This is a genomic window from Actinomyces sp. HMT897, from assembly GCF_016626125.1.
Lineage (GTDB): Bacteria > Actinomycetota > Actinomycetes > Actinomycetales > Actinomycetaceae > Actinomyces.
On sequence record NZ_CP067336.1, the window covers coordinates 1104112 to 1128404 of the forward strand.

14 protein-coding genes are annotated in these 24293 nt (G+C 66.1%); all 14 read right to left on the reverse strand.

Annotated features, from left to right (window positions below; all coding sequences use genetic code 11):
- Positions 1–10: 10 nt before the first annotated feature.
- Positions 11–2698 carry a hypothetical protein gene (locus tag JJJ15_RS04530; protein ID WP_200511577.1) on the reverse strand — a complete coding sequence of 896 codons (2688 nt, stop codon included), beginning with the start codon at positions 2696–2698 and terminating at the stop codon, positions 11–13.
- A gap of 1 nt (position 2699) precedes the next feature.
- Positions 2700–6308, reverse strand: a complete 3609-nt coding sequence (locus JJJ15_RS04535) for a tubulin-like doman-containing protein (protein WP_200511578.1) — start codon at positions 6306–6308, stop codon at positions 2700–2702.
- Between the two features lie 94 nt (positions 6309–6402).
- Positions 6403–9504, reverse strand: a complete 3102-nt coding sequence (locus tag JJJ15_RS04540) for a vWA domain-containing protein (protein WP_200511579.1) — start codon at positions 9502–9504, stop codon at positions 6403–6405.
- A 5-nt stretch (positions 9505–9509) separates the two neighbouring features.
- Complete coding sequence (locus tag JJJ15_RS04545) at positions 9510–9986, reverse strand: hypothetical protein (RefSeq protein ID WP_200511580.1); 477 nt, start codon at positions 9984–9986, stop codon at positions 9510–9512.
- A gap of 56 nt (positions 9987–10042) precedes the next feature.
- Positions 10043–10990 carry a hypothetical protein gene (locus tag JJJ15_RS04550; RefSeq protein WP_200511581.1) on the reverse strand — a complete coding sequence of 316 codons (948 nt, stop codon included), beginning with the start codon at positions 10988–10990 and terminating at the stop codon, positions 10043–10045.
- Positions 10991–11000: 10 nt separating this feature from the next.
- Positions 11001–11843 carry a hypothetical protein gene (locus JJJ15_RS04555; RefSeq protein ID WP_200511582.1) on the reverse strand — a complete coding sequence of 281 codons (843 nt, stop codon included), beginning with the start codon at positions 11841–11843 and terminating at the stop codon, positions 11001–11003.
- Positions 11844–12356: 513 nt separating this feature from the next.
- Positions 12357–13430, reverse strand: a complete 1074-nt coding sequence (locus JJJ15_RS04560; protein ID WP_200511583.1) for a hypothetical protein — start codon at positions 13428–13430, stop codon at positions 12357–12359.
- Between the two features lie 1210 nt (positions 13431–14640).
- Positions 14641–15393 (reverse strand): hypothetical protein, encoded by a 753-nt coding sequence (locus tag JJJ15_RS04570; RefSeq protein WP_200511585.1) that lies wholly within the window; start codon positions 15391–15393, stop codon positions 14641–14643.
- Positions 15394–15532: 139 nt separating this feature from the next.
- Entirely contained in the window at positions 15533–15955 is a 423-nt protein-coding gene (locus JJJ15_RS04575; protein ID WP_200511586.1) for a hypothetical protein, read from the reverse strand.
- Positions 15956–16425: 470 nt separating this feature from the next.
- Entirely contained in the window at positions 16426–18057 is a 1632-nt protein-coding gene (locus tag JJJ15_RS04580) for a hypothetical protein (protein ID WP_129591507.1), read from the reverse strand.
- On the reverse strand, positions 18029–20005 hold the full coding sequence (locus tag JJJ15_RS04585) for a protein phosphatase 2C domain-containing protein (RefSeq protein ID WP_200511587.1): 1977 nt from the start codon (positions 20003–20005) through the stop codon (positions 18029–18031). Before JJJ15_RS04585 ends, JJJ15_RS04580 begins: the two co-directional genes overlap by 29 nt.
- Before the next feature lie 15 nt (positions 20006–20020).
- The gene (locus JJJ15_RS04590; protein ID WP_106109670.1) at positions 20021–20764 is read right to left on the reverse strand and encodes a VWA domain-containing protein; all 744 of its coding nucleotides are present in this window, start codon (positions 20762–20764) and stop codon (positions 20021–20023) included.
- Positions 20765–20816: 52 nt separating this feature from the next.
- Positions 20817–22235, reverse strand: a complete 1419-nt coding sequence (locus JJJ15_RS04595) for a hypothetical protein (RefSeq protein ID WP_200511588.1) — start codon at positions 22233–22235, stop codon at positions 20817–20819.
- Entirely contained in the window at positions 22232–23794 is a 1563-nt protein-coding gene (locus JJJ15_RS04600) for a DUF4407 domain-containing protein (RefSeq protein WP_106109672.1), read from the reverse strand. The genes JJJ15_RS04595 and JJJ15_RS04600 overlap by 4 nt, the downstream gene beginning before the upstream one ends.
- Positions 23795–24293 lie beyond the last annotated feature (499 nt).

A 24293-nucleotide genomic window follows, 5' to 3' on the forward strand; every position in this document is an offset into this window, starting at 1 on the left:
TGTCCTCGTGTCAGAAGGTGACGTCACGCTGCCAGGGCTGCATACCGTCGGCAGGGGGGTCCTGCGCAGCCGGGCGTGAGGTGCCGGGGCCCTCCTGCTGCCAGTCGTGGACGACCCGCTCGTCACGGGGGGCGGGGTAGACGAAGTTCCCCGGGCTGATAGGCTGCGTGGCCGCCATGAGCACCATGGTCTCGGACAGCCCGTCCCTCTGCTCGCGGTACCAGGAGTACCGGGGCTGGGTGAGCACCGCCCCGCCGGTGCGGGCCCGGGCGCGCAGGACGGCCTGCACCACGCTCTTGTGGGCCGCCTGGGCCAGGTCCTGACGGTAGTCGACCAGCTGGCGGGTGTCGCCGTCGGGCATGGTGATCTCAAGGTCGAGCTCCGGCCCGGACCCGGTCTTGAGGATCTCCAGGCACCTGCCCCACCGCTGGGCGCCGGCCGAGGAGGTGACGCCGCCCTGCTCCAGGCCCTGGGCCCAGTTGCTCAGGGCGGTCCCCTGGGTGCCACGCTCGGCGGTGACCGACAGCTGGCGGGTGACCAGGAGCTGGCGCTGGTCGGGGGTGAGGTAGGCGCCCATGTGCTCGTTGAGGGCCTGCCAGGCCTCGGTGAGCCAGCCGACCTGGAAGACGTCGGTGCGCAGGGCGGCCGCCACGTTGGCCAGGTGCTCGGTGCCGGCAGAGACGGTGACCCGCTGGATACCGGCGGGCAGGACGGTCTCGTGCTCGCGGGCGGTGCGCTCGGTGTCCCTCTCCCCCAGGGGGTCGGTGAGGAAGGAGGTCAGGATGCTGGCCCACCGGTCGAACTGGGCGTAGGCCTCCCCCTGGGCGGCCAGGTCCTCCATCGCCAGGCGCAGGTTGGCCAGCAGGTCGGGGTACTGGGTGCTGGTCCTCTCCAGCCGGTAGCGCAGGCGGAAGAACTCACGCTGCTCCTTGACGAAGACCGTCAGGGAGACGATCAGCCACACCAGCACCAGGACAGCGCAGACGGCGCCGACAAGACCCCAACCGACCTTCCCCAGCACCCCGACCGCGGTCAGGACCGCGAGCCCGCCCAGCAGGAGGAGGGCCAGGACGGCGAGGATCCGGCCCAGACGACGCTGGCGCACCTCCAGGTCGCCGAGCTCGTCCTCGCTCTCCAGGGAGCGGATCTCGCCCCTGAGCCGGTCGATGTCGGCACGGGTGGCCTGGAAGACCTCTGCCAGGCTCCGCCCCACCTGCGGCAGGAGACGGTGCTGGTTACGGCCCTGCCACCGGCTCAGCTCCATGTGGCACTCGGCGGCCCGCCGTGCGCGCGGGTCCTGGGACCGGGCCAGCTCCTGGAGCCGGGAGGAGACCCGCTCGACCTCCAGCTGGTCCCAGCAGTGCAGCCTGGTACCGGCGGGGACGTCACCCAGGGACTCCCTGATCTCGAAGACGCCGTCGGCGCCCAGGGCCGGGGCGATGAGGGCCTGGTCGCACACGCAGCCCTCATGGGGGCCCAGCCCCAGGTTGGCGCAGCCCGAGCCGTCCACGAGCGCCATGCTGCCGGTGGTCAGGTCCTGCCACAGGGCACCGAAGTCACGCCTGACCGGCTGGCTGGAGCGCTTCATGTCCTCGGGCATGGCCGTGCTCGCGCTGCTGGCCGCCGCGGCCACCTCACGCCAGCCCACGGAGCGTCCGGAGCTGTCCACGCCGCCGACAATGACGTCCACGGCGCTGTCCTTACCGAAGATCACCGACGTCGTGGTGGACGCGATCCCGGCCTTGGCGCGGCGGACGAGGCCCCTGGCCCAGGTGCCCGGGGCCCCGATAATAGCCCGGAAGAGGAAGGAGAAGAACAGTCCGAGCGCCTTGAACAGGCCCATGGTCTGGGCCGGGACGACGCGCACCTGCACGGGCGGGCGCCGCAGGGACTCGGTGTGCCGCTTCCTCCAGGCCTGGGTGAGGGCCTCGATACGCGCCTCGGGGTCGGCGTAGGGCATCACCTGCATCCCGACCGAGACCTGGTTGGGGCGCGGGAAGGTGCCGGACAGGCGCAGGACCTGGTGGCGCAGCTTGTCCTCGACGTCGTGGGCGTCGGTGACCCGCACGAAGCAGCGGGCGACCTGGACGTCCAGGGAGGTGTCCGGCCCGGCCTCGTCGTAGGGGGCCTGGCTGACCGCGCCGGCGATACCCGCCTGCACGCTCAGGGCCACGGCCACGGCCCCGGGGACGGTGGCCGGGTTGTTCCACCAGGGCACCTGGTTGAAGCCGGGGTCGGCCGTGGACTCCGGGGAGACCATGACGTCCTCCCAGCCAATGCGCCCCAGCTCGGCGGGCAGGGGGTCCGCGCTCCAGGGGACCACGACCCGCACGCTGTGGCGCACGGCGCCGTTGGGCAGGCCCAGCAGCTGGTAGAACTGCTCGGCCGTGGCTGGCAGGGCGTCACCGGCGGGGTGGCCCACCGGGACCAGCACGAGCAGGCGCAGGCGCTCCAGGCCGTGGTGGTTGACCAGGCGCGAGTACGTGGAGGCGCTCAGCGCCCCGTCACGGACCTCGACGGTCCTGGGGTCCAGGCAGTCCTGGGCGTGCTCGGGGTCCCTGGGCGCCTCGACCCAGGCGAAGGGGGCCAGGAGCCCGGCGGCCGACAGGTCGGCCAGGGCCGCCAGGACCGGGCGCTGGCTGGGCGGGGCGACAATGAGGACGGCGGAGCTGGCCTTCTCCTGCTTGTGGGTGGCCATCTCAGAACACCATCCCGCCGTCGGAGAAGGGAAGGCTGCCGGGGCCCTCGGTGCCTGCGGGCTTGAGGGTCTTGAGGACGTTACGAACGTGCATGAGCTCCTCACTCATCTCCTGGGCCAGGTCGACGGTCAGCGGCGTCCACTCCACGAGGTTGCGCCGCCGGTAGTTGGTGAACCAGCCGGGCTCGTCCTTCTTGCCCCGGCCGGGCAGGTAGTGCTGGTCCAGGTAGGCCAGGACCGAGTCGCAGTAGGCGAGCAGCACCTCACGGCGCTCCTCGGGCGTGGTGGCCTTCTCCAGGCCCTGCACCGCCGGGGCCAGGTCGTCGACCGTGCCCGTGGCCAGCAGGTCAGCCAGGTTGTCCTCCACCGGGGTCGGGATGCCGAAGGTCCTCTCGGGGTCGTTCTTCCCCGCCTCGGCCCACCGGCGCATGACCGTCCAGGGCCGGAAGGCCTCCAGCCCCTTCTGGGAGACCTCCAGGTAGGCCAGCAGCGTGGACTCCAGCACCGCGGGCAGCAAGGCGTTGGCCACGATCATCTCGGAGGGGGGCGTGAGCAGCGGGGTGGGGAAGTCCAGCCAGCGCCGGTCCTCCCTGTCCCAGATGCGTACCGGGGTGTAGTCGGCCTGCTTGTCACCCCAGGCGGGGCGCTCCAGGCCGCCGCACAGCGAGGCCACCCACCAGCCGCGGACCTGCATCCGCCGGTCCGCGTCCCCCACCGGCACGCCCCCCACCAGGGGGCGGGCGCGCCGGAAGGTCCACATCTGCTTCCTGGCACCGGGGGACCCCTTGGCCTGCTCCCAGACCGTCTTGACGGAGTCCAGGATCCCGGAGTAGGCGGCCGGCAGGGTCCGGGAGAAGGAGCCGAAGACGTCAATGCGTGAGACGGCCGCGTCGGTCTGGGCGGCGCGTTGGATCCGGCGGGGCAGCTCGGCCTTGTCCACGTCCGGCAGGGTGGCGACGTAGTCGCACAGCTGCTCGGTCACCACATCCCCCACGGGGATGGGGGTGAAGCTGTACTCGCGCTGGAACTTAGCCGCAGCGGTCCCCTGGTGGAGCCGCTCGTAGAGGCCCTTGTTGACCTCCGTCAGGGGGCGGGCCATCTCCATGGTCCTCTTCAGGCCCTCGAGCACGGCCCGGGAGCGCTGGTCCCGCTCGTAGTCGCCCACGCCCTCGTCGCCGAGGTAGTCGCGGATGGACTGGGAGCAGAACTGCTCAAAGGACTCCCCGCGCCGGGCCACGAAGGCGCGCGAGCGCTCCAGCAGGTCCACCGGCCTCAGGCGCAGCTCGTAGCGGGCCGGGGTGGGCAGCACCCCGCCGGTGGCCCCCTGCAGGCCGCTGGGCACCCAGGCGGTGGCCACCGTCAGCAGGTCGGCCGGGGGCCTGACGTCGGCCCCCTGCTCCCACACCCCGGTGACGACCTCACGGACCGCCTCGGCGTAGGCCTGGTGCAGGTCCGCGTTGAAGGGGGGCTGGACGGAGTCGCGCACGTGCTCGTTAAAGCGTCCGGGGTACTCCGAGACCGGCATGAGGACCACCTCGTTGTGGGCGGTGGCGAAGCGCACCGGCACCGCCGCGGCCTCCGCCTGCCCCGCCTCGGGCTCGGCGGGCCAGGCGGTGTAGAACGAGGTCGCGACGTTGGCCACGCCCCGTTCGGTGGTCTCGGTGTGGCGCGCCCCCCGGAGGACCTTGCTGGCGTCCTCCAGGGCGTCCTGGAGAGGCTTGATCGCCGAGCGGGACAGGTCCTTCAGGGCGGTGGCCAGGTGGACGGAGGTCCGGGCGGCCAGCCACTGGTAGAGCTGCTCCTGGAGGGCGACCTGGACCGTCTCCGCCAGCCTCTCGGCCCCGACGCCGCCCAGGACCGCCTTGGCCATGGCGCGCATCTTGGTGACGAGGTCGTTGGGGATCTCCAGGGTGTTGGCGGGCTTGAGCCCCTCCAGGGCCGCCAGGCGCGGTACCAGGGAGTCAATGACGCCCCCGGGCTCGCGTACCCGGGCCAGGACCGTGGAGGCGTAGGGCAGGCCCAGCCGGGCGATGGCGGAGCGGGTGGTGACGACCACCTTCTGGGCGATCTCCTGGGAGCGCTGCAGGGCCAGGGCCGCCGCCACCTTCTCCAGCTCCTCCAGGGCGCGGGGCCGGTGGTAGTCCAGGAACTGGGCCATGCTCGTCCCCCACTCGGGGACGGGCATGCCGTCAGCCTGGGGACGCTGCCCCATGACGGTGGCCACGGCCTCCCCGGCCCGCTGGTTGAGGACGGCGCGGTTGACGCCCTGGCTGACCTCCTCGGAGAGCAGCCAGTTAATGACGCCCTGGTCCGTGGCGGTACCGGCGGTGCTGAGCACATTGACCCCCACGCCGTCGGGCAGTCCCAGGTCGCGTAGCTCCTGGCCCTGGTAGTGCTGCCAGAGGTTGGCCAGGCGCTGGGTGTCGCTGGTGGTGTCCCCCGGGATGCGGAACCCGTCCATGACGTGGTCCACGGCCCTGCGGGCCAGGCGCTGGGAGGCGTACTCCGCGTAGCGGTCCCGCCCCGTGCTCAGCGAGGCGTAGCCAAAGGAGCTCCACGCCGTGTTGTCCGGGTCTACGCCCCAGCTGACCAGGTCACGGTTAGGCACGTCAATATGATTCGCGACGTCATAGCTCACATAGTCCTGGAAGGCGTCGCCGGCGATATAGCGGGCGAGCCCGCGCCCCATACCGCGGAAGACCCCCTCGGAGCTGCCGTCGCCGAACACCGCGCCGGAGCCCCCGGCCTTGAGCCCAATAGGGGTCACCCGCTTAAAGGCCTTGCCTGCCGTCACAGAGACCCCCAGCTTGGCGTACAGGTCCCGGTCCACTCTCGCGGCCTCTCCGTCAGCACCCGACTGGGTGGCCACGATCTCACCGAGCATGGCCAGGGTGTTGCCCGGCATCCCCTGCCGCGCATTGGCCGGCACCGACTTCTGGAAGACCTCGGCCGTGTACAGGAAGACGCTGATACTGTCCGGGTTGATCCCCAGTTCCAGGCTCGTCCCTGCCACCAGGCGGCACACGTCCAGGGTCATGGAGGCCCCCGAGCCCCCCGCCATGGAGGAGACCACCAGCACCATGGGCGCCAGGTCAATGGCCGGGGCCGTGCCGACGCCGGGCACCCGCCGGGCCACCTCCTCGGCCGCCCGCAGGGAGTCGGGGTGGCCCATGGCCTCGACCGCCTGGCGCACCGCGTCCTGGATCTCCGCCAGCCTGGTGAGGATGACCAGCCGGCCGATCCCCCGGTACTGGCCGGCCCCGATGTTCAGCGGCACCGTGACGTCCTGCGGCCTGCGGGGCAGCCAGGTGGCCAGGTCCCGCAGCCCGGTGGAGGTCTGCGCCTGGACGTCCTCCATCAGGGCCTCGTCCACGATCCGGTAGGCGCCGCTGGAGACGCCGCAGGACACGTAGCGTCCGCCCTGCCTGGACACCGGGGCGACCGACGCGGGGGGTTCCTCCTGAAGGGGTGTGTCCACGTTGAGGAACTGCCAGCAGCCCGGAATCTCCTTGATCCCGTAGACCTTGAGGTCGGCCCGTAGCTGGTCCATCATGTAGGCGAGGGTCTTGGCCCCTGAGCCTCCGCACCCAATAACGAGTACGCGGTACATCGTGCTGTTCGTCCTTTCCGCCGGGTGACCGGCGCCCGGCCCTGGAACCACCAGGGTGGCGGTGAGTGGTAGAGGGTTGTCCCCGCGGCAGGGGCTAGAAGGTGGCGGGCGGAGGAGTCGTACCCGATGAGCCGCTGCCCCAGCCAGAGCCAGACGAGCCGCTGCCCCAGCCCTGGCCCGACGAGGGATCCGGTCCCGAGGAGCCCGAGCCGCTGCCAAAGCCGGAGGAGGCGGAGCCCGAGCCCCAGCCCGAGGACCCGCTGGTACCTGAGGACCCGCCGGAGCCCCACCCGGCCCCAGAGGCGCCCGAGCCGAATCCGGAGGATGTGGACGAGCCCGTCGAGCCGCCACTGCCCCAGCCCGAGCCGGAGGAGGCGGAGCCCGAGGACCCGCTGCCGCTGCCAAAGCCCGATCCTGATGAGCCGCCACTACCCCAGCCCGAGCCAGACGAGCCCGAGCCCCAGCCAGAGCCTGAGGAGCCCGAGCCAGACGAGCCCGAGCCTGAGCCTGAGCCCCAGCCAGAGCCTGAGGAGCCCGAGCCCGTCCCAAAGGAGGCGGAGGAGGTGGACGGCCCCGTCGAGCCGCTGCCAAAGCCCGGGTCCTGGGATCCGGCGTCGTCGCCCTGCCCGGCGTCCTGGGGGGCGATGCTGGCGACCCGGTCCGCCAGGTGGCGTCCGGCGTCGTCCAGGACCTGCTGGAGCGCCTGGTTGCCCTTGCTGGTGGCCGCGAGCGCCACCACGGTCACGTGCCGGGGCGAGTCGGGCTGGTCCAGGACGGCCACCCAGTTGCCGCGCACGCCCAGCGGCAGGACCGCGTGGCCCCTGCGCGCCCCGGGGTCGGCGCCGCAGACCGAGGGGACGTCGGGGGAGACCAGCTCCACGGTCGGCGCGGAGGTCGGCAGCAGGCCCGTGCGGACCCTGAACTCGTAGGGCCCCACGGTGAGCTGACGTGAGCGTCCGCGTAGGGAGAGCATGGTGACCTCGTTGCTCGGTACCCGGATGGTGACCGCACCGCCCTGCGCGGGCACCTCCACGACCCGGGTCGCGGTGTCCAGCGGGCCCCGCGGGATCCGCCCGGTGAGGAACTTGAGGACGTAGAGCAGGGCCAGCGGGATGAGGACGCCGGCCAGCAGCACCAGGACGAAGGTGGTCCAGGTGGTGGCCACGTTGAGCGGGCGGCGCATCTCGGCGCTGAAGGGGACCTGGACCGTCTGGGCCCGGTCGGGGGCGTCGTCCGGGGCGAGGGTCACCGCCAGGGTGCCCGAGAGCGCCCCGTTGGCGTGGCCCTGTACGGCCAGGGTCACCGGGAGGGTCGCGGTGGCGCCGTCGGCCACCTTGACGCAGGTGTCCGGGGAGGACGCCGGGGAGGACACGCTCACGCTCCCGGCGTCGGCCGGGGCGCCGGTCAGGGTCGGCTCGCCCGAGCTCAGCCACACGCAGCCGGGGCCGCTGACCGTGAGCTCGGTGGCGCCGCTCAGCTCGTCCTCCAGGGTGGGGAAGGCCGCCTGCCCGGTGACGGCGGGGAAGTTGACGGGGGCCAGGACGGTGACGTCCTGGGCGGCCTCGGTGGGGGTCAGGGCGGTGCCCGGGACGGTGCTGCCGTCCGGCAGGGTGGTGGAGGCGGTGGTGACCGTCACCGAGGTGGTCAGGGTGGCGCTGCCGATGGCGACGTCCGGGGGGAGTGCGACGGTGACCGGGGCCCCCAGGGCGGTGACGTCGGTGCCGCTCCACAGCTCGTGCTCGTTGCCGGCGGAGTCCTTGAGGGACACCGACATGGTGACCGAGCCCTTGACGCGGGAGGCCGGGACGGCCTGGCCGCCCACGTGGTCCAGGAGGGCCAGGTTGACGTCCCCCACGCTCTCGCCCTGGCGCAGCTCCGCCTTGTCCAGGTCCGTCCAGCTCAGGGTCAGGGGTGAGGACAGGTGGACGTTGACGTGGATCTGCTGGTTCTGGGAGGCCGAGGAGGGGTCCACGAAGGCCAGGCGCCACTGGCCGTCCCAGGTGGGCACCTTGGTGGAGTCCAGGTCGGCCTGGAAGGTGCCCGGGGTCAGCCACGTGGCGTCCACGCCCGTGCCGGCCGGGCTGCTCTGGCCTGCCTTGACCACCAGGGGCTGGGTGGCCCCGGGGGCGTAGAGGTAGGCGTCCAGCCCGGGGGCGTCGGAGGAGGCCATGACGTGGACGGCGTCCAGCGTGCCGTCCAGGACGAAGCTGAACTCCCCGGCGCTGCACGCGCTGCCCTGGCAGATGCTCACGGACTGGCTCTGCACGGTGTCCCCCGGGGTGGAGACGGAGTCGAAGGCCATGAGCAGGGTGTCCAGGCTGGAGACCGGGTAGAAGACTCCTGAGGGGCTGGAGACGTTGCCGCACTGCTCCAGGCCGGCCGCGGCGGCGTTGGAGCCCCCGCCCTGGCTGACGCGGCGCATGAGGGTGAAGTCCGGCTGGGGGCCGGGGCCGCTCAGGCCGATGCCGATGAGGGTCACCCCGCTGGAGCGGACCTGGTCGGCCAGGCCGGTGGGGCGGCACAGGTCGCCCCGGCCCGCCTGCTCGGCCTGCTGGACGCCGGACTCGCTGGACAGGTCGGCGCCGGTGGCGTAGCCCTTGGTCTCCCCGTAGTCGTGCTTGGCGGTGTCGGAGTCGCGCACGTCCAGGTCGAACTCCCCGTCCGAGAGCCAGGCGACGGCGCGGCACCCGGAGGAGTCGTGGTCCACCAGGTCCTGGCGCGCCCCGTTGAGGGCGTTCCAGTAGTCGGTGTCGTAGTCCCTGAGGTCGGCGCCCACGGTACGCACCGAGGCGGACACGGCGTCCTTGGTGGAGGCCGTCAGGGCGGTCCAGTCCCCCACCGGGTGGTAGTCGTCGGCGAATCCCGCCACCCGTACGTCAAGGGTGACGCCGCTGCGCCCGGCGAAGCTGCTCAGGCGGTCCACGAGGTAGGTGGCGGCCTTGACTCGGCCCTGGTCGGGGTCGGTCTGGCGCATGGAGCCGGACTGGTCCACCAGGAGCACCACCGAGCCCTGGCCGTGCCCGGACAGGCAGGCCCCGAACTCGCTGAGCCCGGGGGTGGACGCGGGGGCGGGCGGGGCCGCGGGGGATACCACGGGGGCGGCCAGGGAGGTCCCCGCCAGGGCGGCGCCCAGGAGGCTGGCGGCCAGGCCGACGGCGGCGGCCGTGCGCCGGAACCGGGGGCGTAGGAGGCTCACGTCTGTCACATCCTTCCGGCGATAAAGGCGATACGGACGGCGGCGGCTGTGATGCCCAGGAGCGCCACGGCGACGCTGGCGCGGTACAGGTGCGCGGTGGCCCGGGTGCGCGCGTAGAAGGGGAGGGTCTGGCGGGCCGAGTCCCTGAGCAGGAAGAGGACGGCCAGCCCCAGCCCCACCAGGGCGGACAGCGACCAGCTGAGCACGCCCAGGACCAGGCCCGCGCCCAGCGCCGCCAGGGCGATGCCGGCCAGGCTCGCGGCCAGGGAGCCGTAGAGGATGACGACCGGCGGGGAGACCACGGTGATCGCGTCCGACGCCGTCGTCCCGCCCAGGGGGGAGGGTGGCCGGGTGAAGCTCGGGGCCGGGACCACGGGGACCTCCCTGGTGCTCTCCTCCGGGAGGCCGTCGGGTGCGGGCGCCCGGGTGCCGGGGAGACTCTGCCACGCACCGGCCGCGGGCTGCTGGGACGGGTTGCTCATGCGTCAGACCTTCACATCTAGGGGAACCGGGGACGGGCTAGTTCCTGGGAGGGGTGTCAGGAAGTCATCGTGGTGAGGATCCTGTGGACCTCCTCACGGCCCGGGATCCTGATGCCGTAGCCCTCGAGCTGATCGTAGACGGTATCGACGTCCTGTGGGGAGACCTGGCCCACGTAGTTCCAGGCGTCGTCCACGACGTTGTCCTTGAGGGCCTCGGCCCCCAGGATCAGCGAGCCCACCGCCACGGGCAGGGGCAGCAGCAGCGCGGCGGCGAAGACGACGGCGGGCACCCGCCTGGGACGGCTGACGACCATCCCCCGGACGCTCAGCAGGAGGGCGAGGAAGACAAGCAACGCGGACAGGGTGGCGAGGAGGACGTCGGTGAGGTGGATAAGGGAGGCCCCGGAGAACACCACCCCGAAGACGTCGATCGAGGCCAGGAAGTGGTAGGAGCCCCAGGCGATTCCCACTAGTCCCAGGACGCACAGGACGACGGCGGGGCGCGTGGTGCGCGAGGAGCGCACCGGCGAGCCGGCGTCGTCAGCCGCCTGGCCGCTGGTACGGGAGGCGCGGGAGGTCCGGGAGGAGGCAGTGAGGCCGCTGGGGGAGACGGGAGCCGGGGTGCCGGGGGAGGCGGCCCCAAAGCCAGGGGCGCCTGAGGATCCTGAGGATCCTGAGAACCCTGAGGACCCCGAGGCGCCCGAGCCAGGGGCGCCTGAGCCAAAGCCCGCAGAGCCCCAGGCACCTGGGCTGCCCGAGGACCCGGAGCCAAAGCCCGCGGAGCCCCGGGCGCCAGAGGGCCCGGAGCCCTGGGCGCCCGAGCCGAACCCCGAGCCGCCCGACGCCTGCGGGGCGCCCGAGGACCCTGAGCTGCCCGAGCCGAACCCGGGTACGGCGGAGGCCTTCCGGCCCCGTCTCCTCCTGCTCCTGGTGGGCTCCTGCTCCTGGGGGTCGCGGCCGGAGCCGAAGGCGTTGGGGACCCCGCTGAAGTGAAAGTCGTTCACTGTGTGCCTCCTACCATGTCGAGTACCCGGCCCGGGCGATCTTGAACCCTGACCCCGTGTACTGGTTCCAGCAGGTCATTCCGTCGGTGGCGGAGGTGCAGGCGAAGTCGTCGTTGGCCGTCGACTCCCCGTACTCCAGGACGGTGCCGCTGCTCGAGATCGGCTGCCCGCAGGCGAGCTCCGTGCTCTTGTAGACGCTGATGGAGAAGTACTCATCGGAGCAGTCCTGCTGGCCGGACTCGGCGTAGTACCTCTCGTGGATGGAGCAGGTGACGTCGGAGCCGCTGAGCCTGCACGATATATTATGTGAGGGCGCCTCAATGAGCGTGGCGCTGCCCGCGCCCGCTGGCGCCGGGCTGACCTTGACGGGTGTCGGGCTGGCCGAGACGCTGCTGACCGACCGGGACCGGTGGCCGGTGTCGTCCTTCATGACAGCGGCCGCGCAACGCCACAGCAGGAGGACCGCGAACACGATCGCAACCGCCTTGAACACGGTGGGGCCGGTGCGCGAGGGCCTCCTCTGCGCGCCCGCGACCGGCCGACGCGGGGGCTCCCTCAGCACGGAGCCCCGCGGCACGGCCACAGTCGGTGCGGTCATAGTCGGTGCGGGGTCCGGTGCGGCAGGTCGAGGTGGGTTGCGCGGGCGGGTCCGCTCGGCCAGCTCCGCCTTCCACCTCCTCTGGTCCGCCTCCCCCAGCCGGCTCAGGACGTAGGAGCGCAGGTCCTCGGGGCAGGAGGGGTTGAGGAAGATGTCCTTCCACAGGGCGGGCTCCTGGTCGACCAGCTCCCCGAGGCGGTCCGCGCTCGTCCGAGGGTCGCGCGCCTCCAGGGACAGGTCACGATCGACACTCATAGTGCGTCTCCACAGTGGTTTCAGGGAGTGGGTGGGAAACTGCGTAACCAGGCAAGACGCTCAAGCGGGTCAAAGCAGCGGGGACTAGGTTAGGCCTAGGATCCCGGTCATGTCAACCCAGCAACACGCCCAAAACCTGCCTTCCGACTATCTCGGACGAACTCAGATGACGATTTTATAAACGACACCTAACGATCTCTTTGGTTGCGCTTGGCACTTTTTAAGTGCGTATCACATGATGGGCCTACGTCGTCCGGTCCGGCCCTCGTGTCCTGCCGCCCGTCCTGCGGCGCCCGCTCCACGCCACCTCCCGTGTCCGCGGGGGTCAGTTCCTGTACCGGGGTTGACAGGAGGCGCTGGGACCGCCAGACGCCGCGGAGGCCCCGGGGTACCCGGACGCAAGTCAGGGTCGCGCCGGGCCAGGGCACCCCAGGAGGCCCCGGGCGCAAGGCACCGGGCCCGGGAGCACATACCTCCACGCTGACGTTCCGGATCCGGGCAGGCCTCCAGGTATTACGCCCCCCTGCAGGTCAACCAGTGCTCGGTAACAACATTAGCAAGCTCGCGGGAGGAAGGACGGCTCGCGGGCGGCTCCTGGAGCGCCTCCTTGAGGACCGACAGGAGATCCTTGGAGAGGTTCTTGCGCCCGAGGTCAAGACCTTCGACCACGTACCTGTGCCGTAGATAGAGTACATCGGCCTCCTCGGCGGCGTCACGCATACTCGGCCGCGGCAGCTTCGCGCCGATCGGGTCAGCCGTGACCGCAATATGGACAATCCACCAGGCCAGGCAGTAGACGTCTGTCGCGGGCGTGTACTCGCCCAGGCGAAAGGACTGCGGGCAGAACACGTCCGACCTCATGCCCTTGAGCTCCCTGTTACCTCCTGCGGTACTGAATCCGTTAAAAGCGTCAATGACGTACGCCTTAGGGTCGTCAGACTCAGCCCACCGCACGAAGACATTATTTGACGAGATGTCCGCGTGGATGAGCCCGAGCTCGTGCAGGAACGAGATGGCCTCGCAGAGCGAGGAGAGGAACGACCACTTCGCGTTCGGTGGCAGGGGGTCGTTGGCACTGCCTGTACGAGAGGGGATAAGGTGCCTGTCGGAGACAATATTGCCAATCAGCACGTCCCGGGAGCTTCGCCTCCCCATGCGCTCGACCTCGATGTGGCAGGAGTCGGGCAGAATAGGGACGATCAGCCCGGCCAGGCCCCCGTCAGGGTCGTTGACGTACTGCATCGGGACGTTGAGCAGGTTGAACAGCAGGAGGGTCCGCGTGCTCCTGTACTCCATTCGGCTCAGCACCTCCAGGGCCGATCTTATGCACTTAGCCCTCCTGACGCGATCCGCAGGACTGGTGGTGTCGTTCTTAAACATCTTGACACCAAACGTCCGACTGTGGTGCTTCAGGTACAGGAAGTAGGCCTGACCACCCTCTCTCCTGTCAGACGTGTCCACCCCGTCTATGATCTTGCTGCGCTCGACCGGGTCGGCGGCGACAAGGGGCGAGTTATCATTGTACAGCCGGACCGTCCGCGCCATCTCGTTAATGCGGTCATAGTCACCGATATAGTAGTCCACCATGTAGCAGGAACCTCCAGGGCGTCCAAGTACTGTGTGCGAGCACGGGGTCGAGTACTTATTGAAGTATCGGGGCCGTTACGCCACCTCTGGCTGTCGCAGTGGGCGGCCCCCGCCAGGCGGTAAGGAGTCCGAGTCGGTACGCCACAGGGCGACGGCAGTCCGGTCGTCGCCGGCACCGACGGTACGGAAAGCGACCTGGCTGAGGAAGGTCCAACGGTCTGGTGGGGTCTGCCACGCGTCAGCCAGGAAGTACCCGACCTTGGTCTGGGAGTCCAGGTGGACAGACAGGCCGTCTGTCGCCAGGACAAGGAGCTGGTCGGGTTCCCAGGCGAAACGAGTCGTACGGGCGGGATACCTCGCCAGCGGCAACGCGAAGGATGTCGCACTTGTCTCTGAGGCGGCGGGACGGTTATCTACGGGCCTCCACAGTCCATCGCGTCCAAGGAATCGGACGTCGCCGTCGCCGTAGTGTACGAGACTGGCTCCCCACGGCTCTCCTGGTTCCCCGACCTCCACCTGTACCCAGATCATTGTGGTGGAGTACTCCGCAGGTGCCACGCCCGCCGCCTGAGCCATGTCTAGCAACTGGGCGGTACCCTGCTGCACGGGATCAGGATCACCTTGGGCCGCGCACCGTGCGACCGTGGTCGCCAGTACCGCAGCACCCTCGTTGCTGCGGGAGCGCGAGCCGACGCCGTCACAGACGACCGCGTTCACTACACGCCGCTCCCTGCTAATACGAAGGGCGTAGGCGTCCTGCCGGCGAGAGCCTGTGTTGACGTGGCTGTCGCCTACCAGGGAGGCCGCGCGCACCTCAATCAGACCCCCCACGGTTGACCCGGCGTCAAGGGCAACCCCTGGGCCGTCCATGAGGGTGGAGGTCATGCTTCCCGGGAGCGTGGAGAAGCGGCCTCCCACGTCCACCGGCGCCACAGGCGCGGGAACCACTGGGCCGCATGACGTGGTAGCCGGGACAAGAGGGTCACCTGCGGCCGTAGACGCAGGAGCCGTGGGGCGGTGGAGCGGAAGAGCGGGTTGCTGCGTGGCTACCGGAGTCGCAGGCACACCGGGGTAGGCGTCCGTAGACGGCCAGTCGTTCTGGGACGCTCCGGAGGCCGGGGCACCATGGCCTGCTACCGGTTCCAGGCCGTTCTGTGAGCTGGCGGCGCCCGGGGTGCCGGCGTCAGGGTTCCGCAGCCGCCGCCAGAAGCTAGGAATAGTTACCATAGAGACTCCTAAAGAACGAGAACTCTGCCTTGTTGCGGTCTTCAGTCAGTGCCGCGACGACGGTGGCGTCCATCTCCTCCTGCGTGGTCGGAGCCTGAGCCGCGTCAAGGGTCCTGGAGATCTTCTCAAACAACGAGGCGATTCGCTCGGCCACGTCCTTCCCGTCACTGAGGATCTCGTGGGTAAGGGCGCCGACATTAGTTCCGTACGCGGCGGTCAGCTGCGCGAACACATTTGGCACCGACTTACCCAGCGCGCAGGGGATGAGGCGCGGAGGAAAAGGCATCTCCCCCAGGGACTTGACAATGGGGACCCACTGCTCCGGGTAGTCCGTAGGGACCCCGTCAGTCATAATGAACGCCACGGGCCTGTACGCGCCGCGAGGGCCCCTGTTCTTCTTGTCGATAACGAGGCGTGACTTGAAGAGCTCCAGTGCGGGAGCAAGATTGGTAACCCCTGACGATGTCAGCGGGAGCATGGTCGTCCCCGAGTCGGTGGCAGCCATTTCACGGCTGAGCGACGCCCTCGTGTTGAAGGAGATGACACTCACATGGATGTCGATTGTCGTGAGCGGGCGACCATCGATCACCTGAAAGATGTTGTCAATAGACTCGTTGAGCACGTCGATAGGCCGCCTCCCTCCGTTTCTAGAGACGCTCATCGTCAGCGAGGTGTCACAGATCAGATACAGGGGAAGGATGCGGTCGGCATCACGAAGCGTTATTGTTGAGGACATGTCACTCCTTCTGCCAGCAAGACTTTAAGATTCCTGCGCAAACACTAATTCAATACTCAAGACGACGCTTAGACCAGGATGCACAACATAGCCTGGAAACATAGTTTCACGGTTCCGGCTTGTCGATCATTTTCACCACCTACAATGCTCCTGAAACTATCAACGCAATCCCTCCGTAGAACACCCAGGACAAGGCCGCGAGTAGGTGCAGCTCCCTGTCCGAGACCATCTTCCTCCCCCTGGCATCGTCCCCTCTCAGGAAGACCATTGCGGCAACCAGGAACGGGGATGACATGCACAACGTCAGAAACAGGCTCACGCCTCCTACGACCGGGACGGCGATCCAGACGTGAGACGAGTACATCATACCAGCCGGAAGTCCTGAGAAACTCGCATGCAGGAACATCAGGACCACCGGGCCGGAGATCGTCGCGGCCAGGAGGAACACCGCGCAAAATCGTGAGAGCAGTGAGGTGTCAGCACGTCGACCCGCCTTTCCGGGGACCGTCATCGTCGTGGTTGAGAGATTTCCTAGAGCCAGCAGGATGCTGGCCTCGGTCATGGCGGAGAGGATTCCGAAGACCGCGTGGCCGTAAAAACGTGATGCCGCCCAGAAGACCATCAGTGCGGACACCGAGGACGCACACAGCATAGTATTAGGTGCAGAGCGAGCGAGTTCGGCTGCGCCTGAGGCCGCTGCTCTGAGCCGCAAGAGCAGTCGCGTCCTCACTGACACGAGCCTAGTGAATGCATGTGCGAGGAACGAGCTCGTGGTACCGGTGACGCCTTTCAGGTGGAGACGCCTCACGGTCCTGGCTTGGGACTCTGCGCAAGTGCGTATCTTGCGCATGACGACGCCTACGTGTGTCCCCATTCGTGCGGGTGCCGCGCGACGGGCCGCGGACGACAGCGCCAGGAACCTGCCTACGACCCCGCCAAGACCTGTCCTCGTCCACACGAGGAGCTTATTCCAGGGATCTACGACCAGCGTCCTCACTCGAGGCACTGTCCGCAATCTGGCACGTAATGATCTCATGGCTTAGCCGCACTGTACTTGGCCGTCACGTGCCTGGAGATATCGTCGACAGCCTGGTCGAGGCTACCGGCGATACCCTGCTCAAGAGACCTGCGCAGGCCCTCCTGGGCACCTTCAATCGTCTGCCTGGCCTCCTCGCTCGCGGCAGGGAGGTCAGCAATCAGCTGGCTAATAGATCCAGCCTGACGCTCAAGGTCAGGGAAGCGGCACGACCGCATGACCTGACTCACTATCGCCTCGTACGACCCCGTGCTCGCCCTGTCCAGTCGTCGGACAAAGTCCTCTATCGACGGCAGCATGATTTCTGGCGCAGAGTCTCCCCCTATTCCTACGGCAGGTCGCCTCGGAAACGACTCCAGGATCGGAGAGATATCTACCGGCGGGAGACGGGGAGTATTAAGTGAAGCGCTCAGCGACCTGTAGTGCTTACTGCTTTCAATGTCGAACTTAGGGACGTCGAAAACTCGGACGAGATCGGAGTCCTGCTGGACCGTCTGACTGCCTCTGCATATCTCCAGCGTGAACACAGTCGGGTCGTGTACCTGCACAGGGTGCTGTCCCTGGAGCGGGTCCACCGGGACGACTGACCCATTGGGGCCATGGATAAAGGCCTTGGTAGCGTTAGACACGTTCCAGACCAGCATGGTGCCCCCGTCCCGCGGCACTACCGAGTCAAGAACGCGGAACTCATGAATAACGGGAACAATAAAATCATTCAGGGCCTGGTAGAGCTGTTTGGCTGTGGGGCGCTGGTCCGGGTCCTGGCTGAGCGAGGCCTTAATGACGTCGAGGCACTCCGGGCTCAGCTGGCCAGCTAGGTGGTCCGCTGACTTACGCTGCATAGCACCCCGCCCTCGGGAAAGGCACCGGACCACGCACAGCCCGAGCTTGTAGACGTCGGTACGGGTGTCCTGGAAGTGCGCCCTCCCCCGGGCGAACGGGTTACGCCCCGGCTCCTCGCACTCAGGAGCCAGGAATGACGGGGAGTTCGCCTGGCGCCTCGATGCATCATCCAGTCTAGCGACTCCGTCACAGTCCATGAGGACAGAACGAGGATACTCACCCAGACAGAACACCGCGTTCTTCAAGCTCATATCACCGTAGACCACCCCGTACTTGTGCATCAGGGCGACGGAGTACACCAGCCAGACCATGATTCTCATACGGACCAGGAGGTCACTGAACTCGTCAATCTGATCCTGCGAGAAGCCTGCCCCCTGAAGTGCAGCTGGTCTCGCAGGTAACCAGCCCAGCTCGCGAGTCCTTGAGTCCTTCTTGCCTGTGGCTGGCGGGTGCAGCTCGGCAAAGAACTCAGGGCGGATCAGCGGCATAAGGCACCCGCGGACTACGCCGCCCTCCTCCACCAGGGCCAGGGGCCACACGGTCACCTCATCCAGGTCAGAACGGTCCCCATCCGACATGGAGTCACGCAGCTGCACCGCCTGACGCATAGCCTCCACAGCCCGAGAGTACTTATCCTGAGACAAGGAGGACTTAAGCTCCTTGTAGGCAAGAGCACCACGGTACCCGGGAAGCCTGAACCCGGTACGGAAAACCTCCCCGAAACCACCACTGGCAATAGACGCAAGAGATCCTAGATCAGTTTTTGCAACCATTATCCTCTCCACCGCAGCTACCTACTTCACCCAGCTTTGGTTTCTGGCTCTGATCATTGCGCACATTGGAACAATTAGGCGAACGTGTGCACGCCGAGTCATACTCTGTCCTAAACTGAACAAAATTGTTCAGGGCCTGGTAGAGATGTTTGGCCGTGGGGCGCTGGTCCGGGTCCTGGCTAAGCGAGGCCTTAATGGCATCGAGGCACTCCGGGCTCAGCAGGCCGGTCAGGTGGTCCGCTGACTTAAGCTGTGTAGCACCGTGCCCCCGGGAGAGGCACCGGACCACGCACAGCCCGAGCTTGTAGACGTCGGTACGGGTGTCCTGGAAGTGCGCCCTCCCCCGGGAAAACGGGCTACGCCCCGGCTCCTCGCACTCAGGAGCCAGGAAGAACGGGGAGTTCGCCTGACGCCTCGACATATCATCCAGCCTAGCGACCCTGTCACAACTAGTGAGAACAGAACGAGGATGCTCACCCAGGCAGAACACCGCACTCCTCAGGTTGATATCACCGTAGACCGCCCCGTGACTGTGCAGCAGGGCAACGGAGTGCACCAGCCAGACCAGGATCCTCATACGGACCAGGAGACCACTGAACTCGTCAATCTCCTCCTGCGAGAACCCAGCACGTATGGCCGTCCGCGCCCCCATACACAGCCAGGCCAGGTCACGATTCCTCGAGACCGTCCTGCCCGTGGCGGGCGGGTGCAGTTCAATAGAGAGCTCAGGGCGGATCATCGGCATAAGGCACCCGCTGACTACGCCGTCTTTCTCTACCAGGGCCAGGGGCCACACGGTCACCTCATCCAGAGAAGAACGGTCCTCATCCGACATGAAGTCACGGAGCCGCACCGCCTGACGCATACCGCCAATAGCTCGGGAGTACTCCTCCTGGGACAGAGATGACCTAAGCTCCTTATAGACAAGAGGACCACGGTACCCAGGAAGCCTGAACCCGGTACGGAAAACCTCCCCGAGATCATCATCAGAGGTAAACCCGACAACCCCGAGATCTGTATACGACACCACCACCGATGCCGCGACGTCCTCCTGGTCACTACTACTGTCGCGAAGCACAAGACCCGAGTAGCCAGCTACGTTACCTTCACTGTTCTCGTCTTCTGGAGCGTCGGGTAGGTCAATCCATATTCCGACCGCGGTTCTGTCGTCCATAAAAGACTGTCGGGCGAATCCTACCTGTTGAACGAACGTGTACGGATCCGGCGGGGATCCCCACCACTCCGCAAGAGTTTTCTGTACCTCCGCGCTCATCTCCAGGGGAGTACCCACGCCGTCAGACATGAGGAAAACTCGGCGACCTCCTGGTGGCCAGGATATGGTATGCACACTCAAACAGCCCGACGGTAGCGCCCTGGTGCGCCCAGCTACCACCTCCGTGTCGGGCTGATCCGACCTTACCGGCGCGACCAGATGCCACACCGATTCATCATCCAGCACCCAGGCCTGGGAGTCTCCCACCCAGGCGATCTCACCAGAGATCCCACTATCACCTGCGCTGACGGCAGCAGCCACGACCGTGGTGGCCATGAGGTCGTTATCGCGTCCAGTTGAGCCTGGCCACGACTCTACCAGACGCATGAGGGAGTTGTTGGCCTCGAAGAACGCACTGTTCCAGCTACCGGACTTCAGGTAATACCAGGGGAGCTCACGGCACACGTGCGCCGCGGCCTCGTGGGAGTACTTGAACTCACCCACCCCGTCACAGACCACTACAATGAGGGTCCTAGTCCTCTGGTCATACATCAACCCGTACGCGTCCTGCCTGGGCTCACTATTACGCGGGTGCCGGTGCAGGATGCCGCGAACAGAACCGGCCCGCACGGTAAAAGGACCGACTTCATACTCTGAGGCCGCAATGTCAGGCGGCCACGGCTCAGCAGGAGGGACTCCGCCTCCGATCTCATTCGCCGCTCTCCCTGGCGGACCGATAGCGATCACACTATCCCACCTTTATCATTCAAGAATATCAGGGTTTCCGGACCGGAACTCAGAGCTGGGCTGCGCCTGGATCATGAGCTCAGGCTCACCCTGCCCGATCGAGTAGCTTGAGCTGATAATCGTCTTCCCGATCGTACCGATCATTGACTCAAGCAGCGCGCGCACATTGTTTGTCCGGGCCATGAACCACGCCCCCAGCTTTCTTCCGAAATTGGGGTACGCGATCTTCTTCATAATCTGCTCAGTAGCGTCCCTGAACCCGTACGACACAATGTACGGGTAACGCTTGTTACCTGTCCCGGTCTTAGGGTCCCAGGCGATCAGATCCTGGAACGTGCTCTCCCATTCCCCGGGGTCGGTCGGCTCTCCATCTGTGAGGAAGAACACGCACGGACGATACACTTTTGACCCTTCGGCCCTGAGGCGCTTGAAGTCCTCAGGGAATCGCCTGCTAAACTCCTTGAACGCACTGGAGTACGAGGTGCCCCCCATAATGCTCAGAGTCGGCACCGTAACAATGTCTCCCGCAGGGGTGAGCGGGACCAGCGTCTTCGCCTCGGTTCCGAACGCGATAATGCTGATCATTGTCGTGTCCTCAACAACCGGATCGCTGCTGATAGACGTCACCAGCTCCTCCAGGTTAGCCTGCAGATCCGGCAGGTCGGCGCTCATGGAGGCGGAGGCGTCGCAGATGATGTAGAAGGGCATGACCAGTTGCTCCTTGAACGACGACTCTGGGACCTCGGAAACTTCAGTCATGATTCTCTTCTCCTTATGTACTGTGTGCTGAGGTGCGGGGGTGTGATACTTGTTAGTGGGTGTCCTGGTCCGACGGTGCGGTACGTCTGAATACCTTTGCGAGACCTCTTCTCAGAATACTGCGTGACGGTTCCTCCTGAACTGACGGGGCGACGGGGAACTCCTGCGGATACCCTACCTTGTACAGCAGCTCGTTGACGACATCAAACTTGTCGGTCACGACCCGCTGTCCGTCTACCTCCGCATTCGGTCCAGGGGCGTCCTTGTCCGTGATCAGCCAGCCGATGTCGGCACGTTCCTTGAGACTACGGTACAGTTTCAGGCAACGCTCTCCCGACATGGCTGCATCTGGTAGGACAAACAGGACCAGGGGCTTGCTAAGCTTCTGCCCGCGCCGTTGGCAGGACTCAATGTCCTCAGTAACTAGCTGCAGCAGCTCGCGCATTACCCTGGTCATGTCCAGGAAATCAGAGCTGGGCTTCCAGATGCTGGCCTTGTCAATGCTTCCGGTATCTCGCATAATGGGCCTTCGCGACTCCCCTTGGCCAGCGGCCACGAGCCGTGTCTTGCTCGCAAACGTATTATGGTGGGGAGTCAGTCCGCGGTCGAGGTCTACGACCAGCTCGACAATCCTGTTATGTATTTTTTTTGGCTTTGACTCCACGCCATTAGCGATGACCAGGTAAGTCAGTCGCAGAGGAAGGCCTCCTGGGGCCATGTAAGGATCCTGGGGAGAGGGCTGCAGGAGAGCAGGACGGTGCTCCTGGGCGCTAACGGAGGACGCTATAGCCACCTGGTTCGCGTGCGCGGCGGACTCCTCCTGGTCCATCATGCGTGCTGGCTCCACCTCGTCCGCGACACGAGAACCTATCTTGACTGAGCTGAAGACCTTGCCGAGCTCGAGCGCTGGTACCGACATCCTTGTGGACGACTGCGAGGACTCAATGATCTCCTCGCAGACCCTCAGAATGAGGGGGTCAAGGCCCTGGTCAGGGCCCAGGGCGGTTACCCCTTTAATCGGCTCCCCGGAGATCGGTGTGAGGCTAATGCCACGCACCTGCATGCGGATGCCAGTCAGCTGCGGAGCGCTTCGCAGACCCATCATAATGGTTTCCAGGTTCTGCCCGTGATCGACCACGATGACACCCAGGACCACGCGAGTGAACTGGTCGAGGTCGCTCTTCAACAGCCCGGACTCAAATGACTTGCGAATACGCTCTGCGTCAGTCGAGCCGAAGGCACTGGTTCCCCTGTGCCGCAGGGAGGTCCTTAGACCCTGTGGTCCGACGAGAACGAGGGCCTCCGAGAGGACCGGGTCGACAGACAGGGAGTAGTCTGCGTTAAGGAAGGCCCGTGAGACCTTGCTCCTGACACCCTCGGAACAGGCTACCACTACTACGCCGACTATACGCTCATCCATCTCACCGCTCACGCTCCCCGGGACCTGAGGAGGAACGTCTGTCTGTCTCATATCTTACTCCCGTCCGGAAGGCCGTTTGAGGTACTACGTGCAGTCGAGGGACGGTTGCCCCCAGGCTGAGCGGGGCTGGCAGCAGCAGCATTCTTCACCTGCGAGCTCCACTCAGACAGCGCACGCTTCAGAATCTCCTCCATCTCCTTGGCGACGTGCGCGTTGGCGGTCCTTCCCAGCTCGATCTCCCGGTCGAGCATGTCATCACGGATGGCCTTCTCCCGACGAGTCTCCCGGTTACGCTGCTCCTGGTCGCGGTCGGTGGTCGTCTCAACCCGGTCATACTCATCGTCCTGGAGCTTTCGGGCGATCCTGTCGTACTGGGTGACACCCTTTGCGGCAATGAACACCTTAATGATGACAGGCAGCAGCTCAATCGAGATGAACAGACCTGCGACGAAGAGATGTGACAGCCACGGCGTCCAGCCTTTCGAGCCGAGACGGTGGAGCGCAATGATCTGGAAGAGCAGTCCGGAGCTGTTCCGGATGAGGTCGCCGTTCTTCTCCGCCTCCAGCTGGGCACTGAACCTGTCGCGCTTTGCGATCAGCCCACCTTGACAGCCGGGATCCTTTACCTCATGCCCCTTGTCGTCCTTGACCGCCTTACCCTGACTGTCCTTCTGGGAGCCGCAGAGCGCTATGTTCGCCTCGCGCACGGCCTGCTCGGTCTTCTCCTTGTTGGCCTCCCTGACTGCGTCCTGAGCCGCAGTCAGGTTATCCTGAGCCTTCTGCTTTTCCGTCTCCGCGTTCACAACATTCTTATTGGCTTGCTCGTATTCAGCTTTTCTTGCTTCAGCAGCAGGGCCATTACCGGGGATCCCACTTGCGCGACCACCGCAACTCTGACCGTTCTGCTCGCATATATAGACTTCATGAGCCTGCTCACGCGCATCCTTGGCACTTTTTAGCTTGGCTTCGGCGGCCGCGTACTCCGTCTTCGCCTGCTCCAGCTCCGGCGACGTCAGACCGGCGGGGCCTTCATTGACGATCTTCTGCTGTGCGTCGATCTCCTGATCGACTGCTTCCAGGTCCGTCTTGGTGGAGCCGTTCTCGGCCGCCTCCCTGCTATCACGGATCAGGTCGTCCTGATACGCCTTAACCTCGGCGCTGACCTCACTGTGAAAGATCTGCAACGTAATGGGCGTCGACACCACCACACCTATGAAGACCGCCAGAATGAACCTTGGAAACGCGTACTTCGTTGCCCGCCACCATCCCGCGATACCCTGCATCGTCTTAATGAGCGCCCTGTCCAGGACGAGAATCAGGGCGCCCCACAAGAGGCCCAGGACGATGGACGCCGCCAGACGGCTGCCCGGTTGGTTTGCCGCTGCCGCTCCCGTCTGAGGGTCGACTACGACGAGGACCGCGTTGCGGAGGGCGAACATCATGGACAGTGCGGCCACGAACGCGGTGCCGAGCATGACCAGACCCAGCCCGATAAAAGTGTTCCGTTCGGATCGCGCATGCTTAAGGACGTCAGGATCGGCTCCGCCCAGAATCGAGAGAAAGTTGAATATCCGACTCACCGCTGACCTTACCTTCCTAATCGGGGACACAAGTACTAAGAGGGTAGTCCTTGTAAATCTTCAAATAATATCACTCACATGCACCGACGGAACGCCGGGAAGAATGCGGCCACGGGGTTACCGTACCGGACAGCTCCAGCACCAAGAAAATATCCATGCTCATAGAAAAGTATCTCCGTGGGTCCAGGGACTGAAAATCATGGCGTCTGCCGACCGTCAAAGCCGGGGAACGCCTCTGCGGGCAGGACAGCAGTGGAAGTCTACGCTCAGGGCCCGCCGACAGCCAGCCTCACAAAGTACAAGTAATTGCCACGAAAAACCTTGCGAGGCTCAAACTATTATATTTTTGAATATTTCAATAGCCAGACCTTATAATGGATCCACCCTCTACTTGACCATCATAGATGATTTTATGTCATTTTATGTGACGCCAATCGTGATCGTCGTCCACGACGGGAGACCTCACTGGCGCCCTTCGTGACATTCCTAGGGGTCAGTTCCTGTACCGGGGTTGACAGGAGGCGCCAGG

Coding starts and splice junctions, on each gene's coding strand:
- JJJ15_RS04530 (WP_200511577.1), bottom strand. CDS start 2,698: ATGGCCACCCACAAGCAGGAGAAGGCCAGCTCCGCCGTCCTCATTGTC.
- JJJ15_RS04595 (WP_200511588.1), bottom strand. CDS start 22,235: ATGAGACAGACAGACGTTCCTCCTCAGGTCCCGGGGAGCGTGAGCGGT.
- JJJ15_RS04590 (WP_106109670.1), bottom strand. CDS start 20,764: ATGACTGAAGTTTCCGAGGTCCCAGAGTCGTCGTTCAAGGAGCAACTG.
- JJJ15_RS04575 (WP_200511586.1), bottom strand. CDS start 15,955: ATGACCGAGGCCAGCATCCTGCTGGCTCTAGGAAATCTCTCAACCACG.
- JJJ15_RS04555 (WP_200511582.1), bottom strand. CDS start 11,843: ATGAGTGTCGATCGTGACCTGTCCCTGGAGGCGCGCGACCCTCGGACG.
- JJJ15_RS04560 (WP_200511583.1), bottom strand. CDS start 13,430: ATGGTGGACTACTATATCGGTGACTATGACCGCATTAACGAGATGGCG.
- JJJ15_RS04545 (WP_200511580.1), bottom strand. CDS start 9,986: ATGAGCAACCCGTCCCAGCAGCCCGCGGCCGGTGCGTGGCAGAGTCTC.
- JJJ15_RS04535 (WP_200511578.1), bottom strand. CDS start 6,308: ATGTACCGCGTACTCGTTATTGGGTGCGGAGGCTCAGGGGCCAAGACC.
- JJJ15_RS04570 (WP_200511585.1), bottom strand. CDS start 15,393: ATGTCCTCAACAATAACGCTTCGTGATGCCGACCGCATCCTTCCCCTG.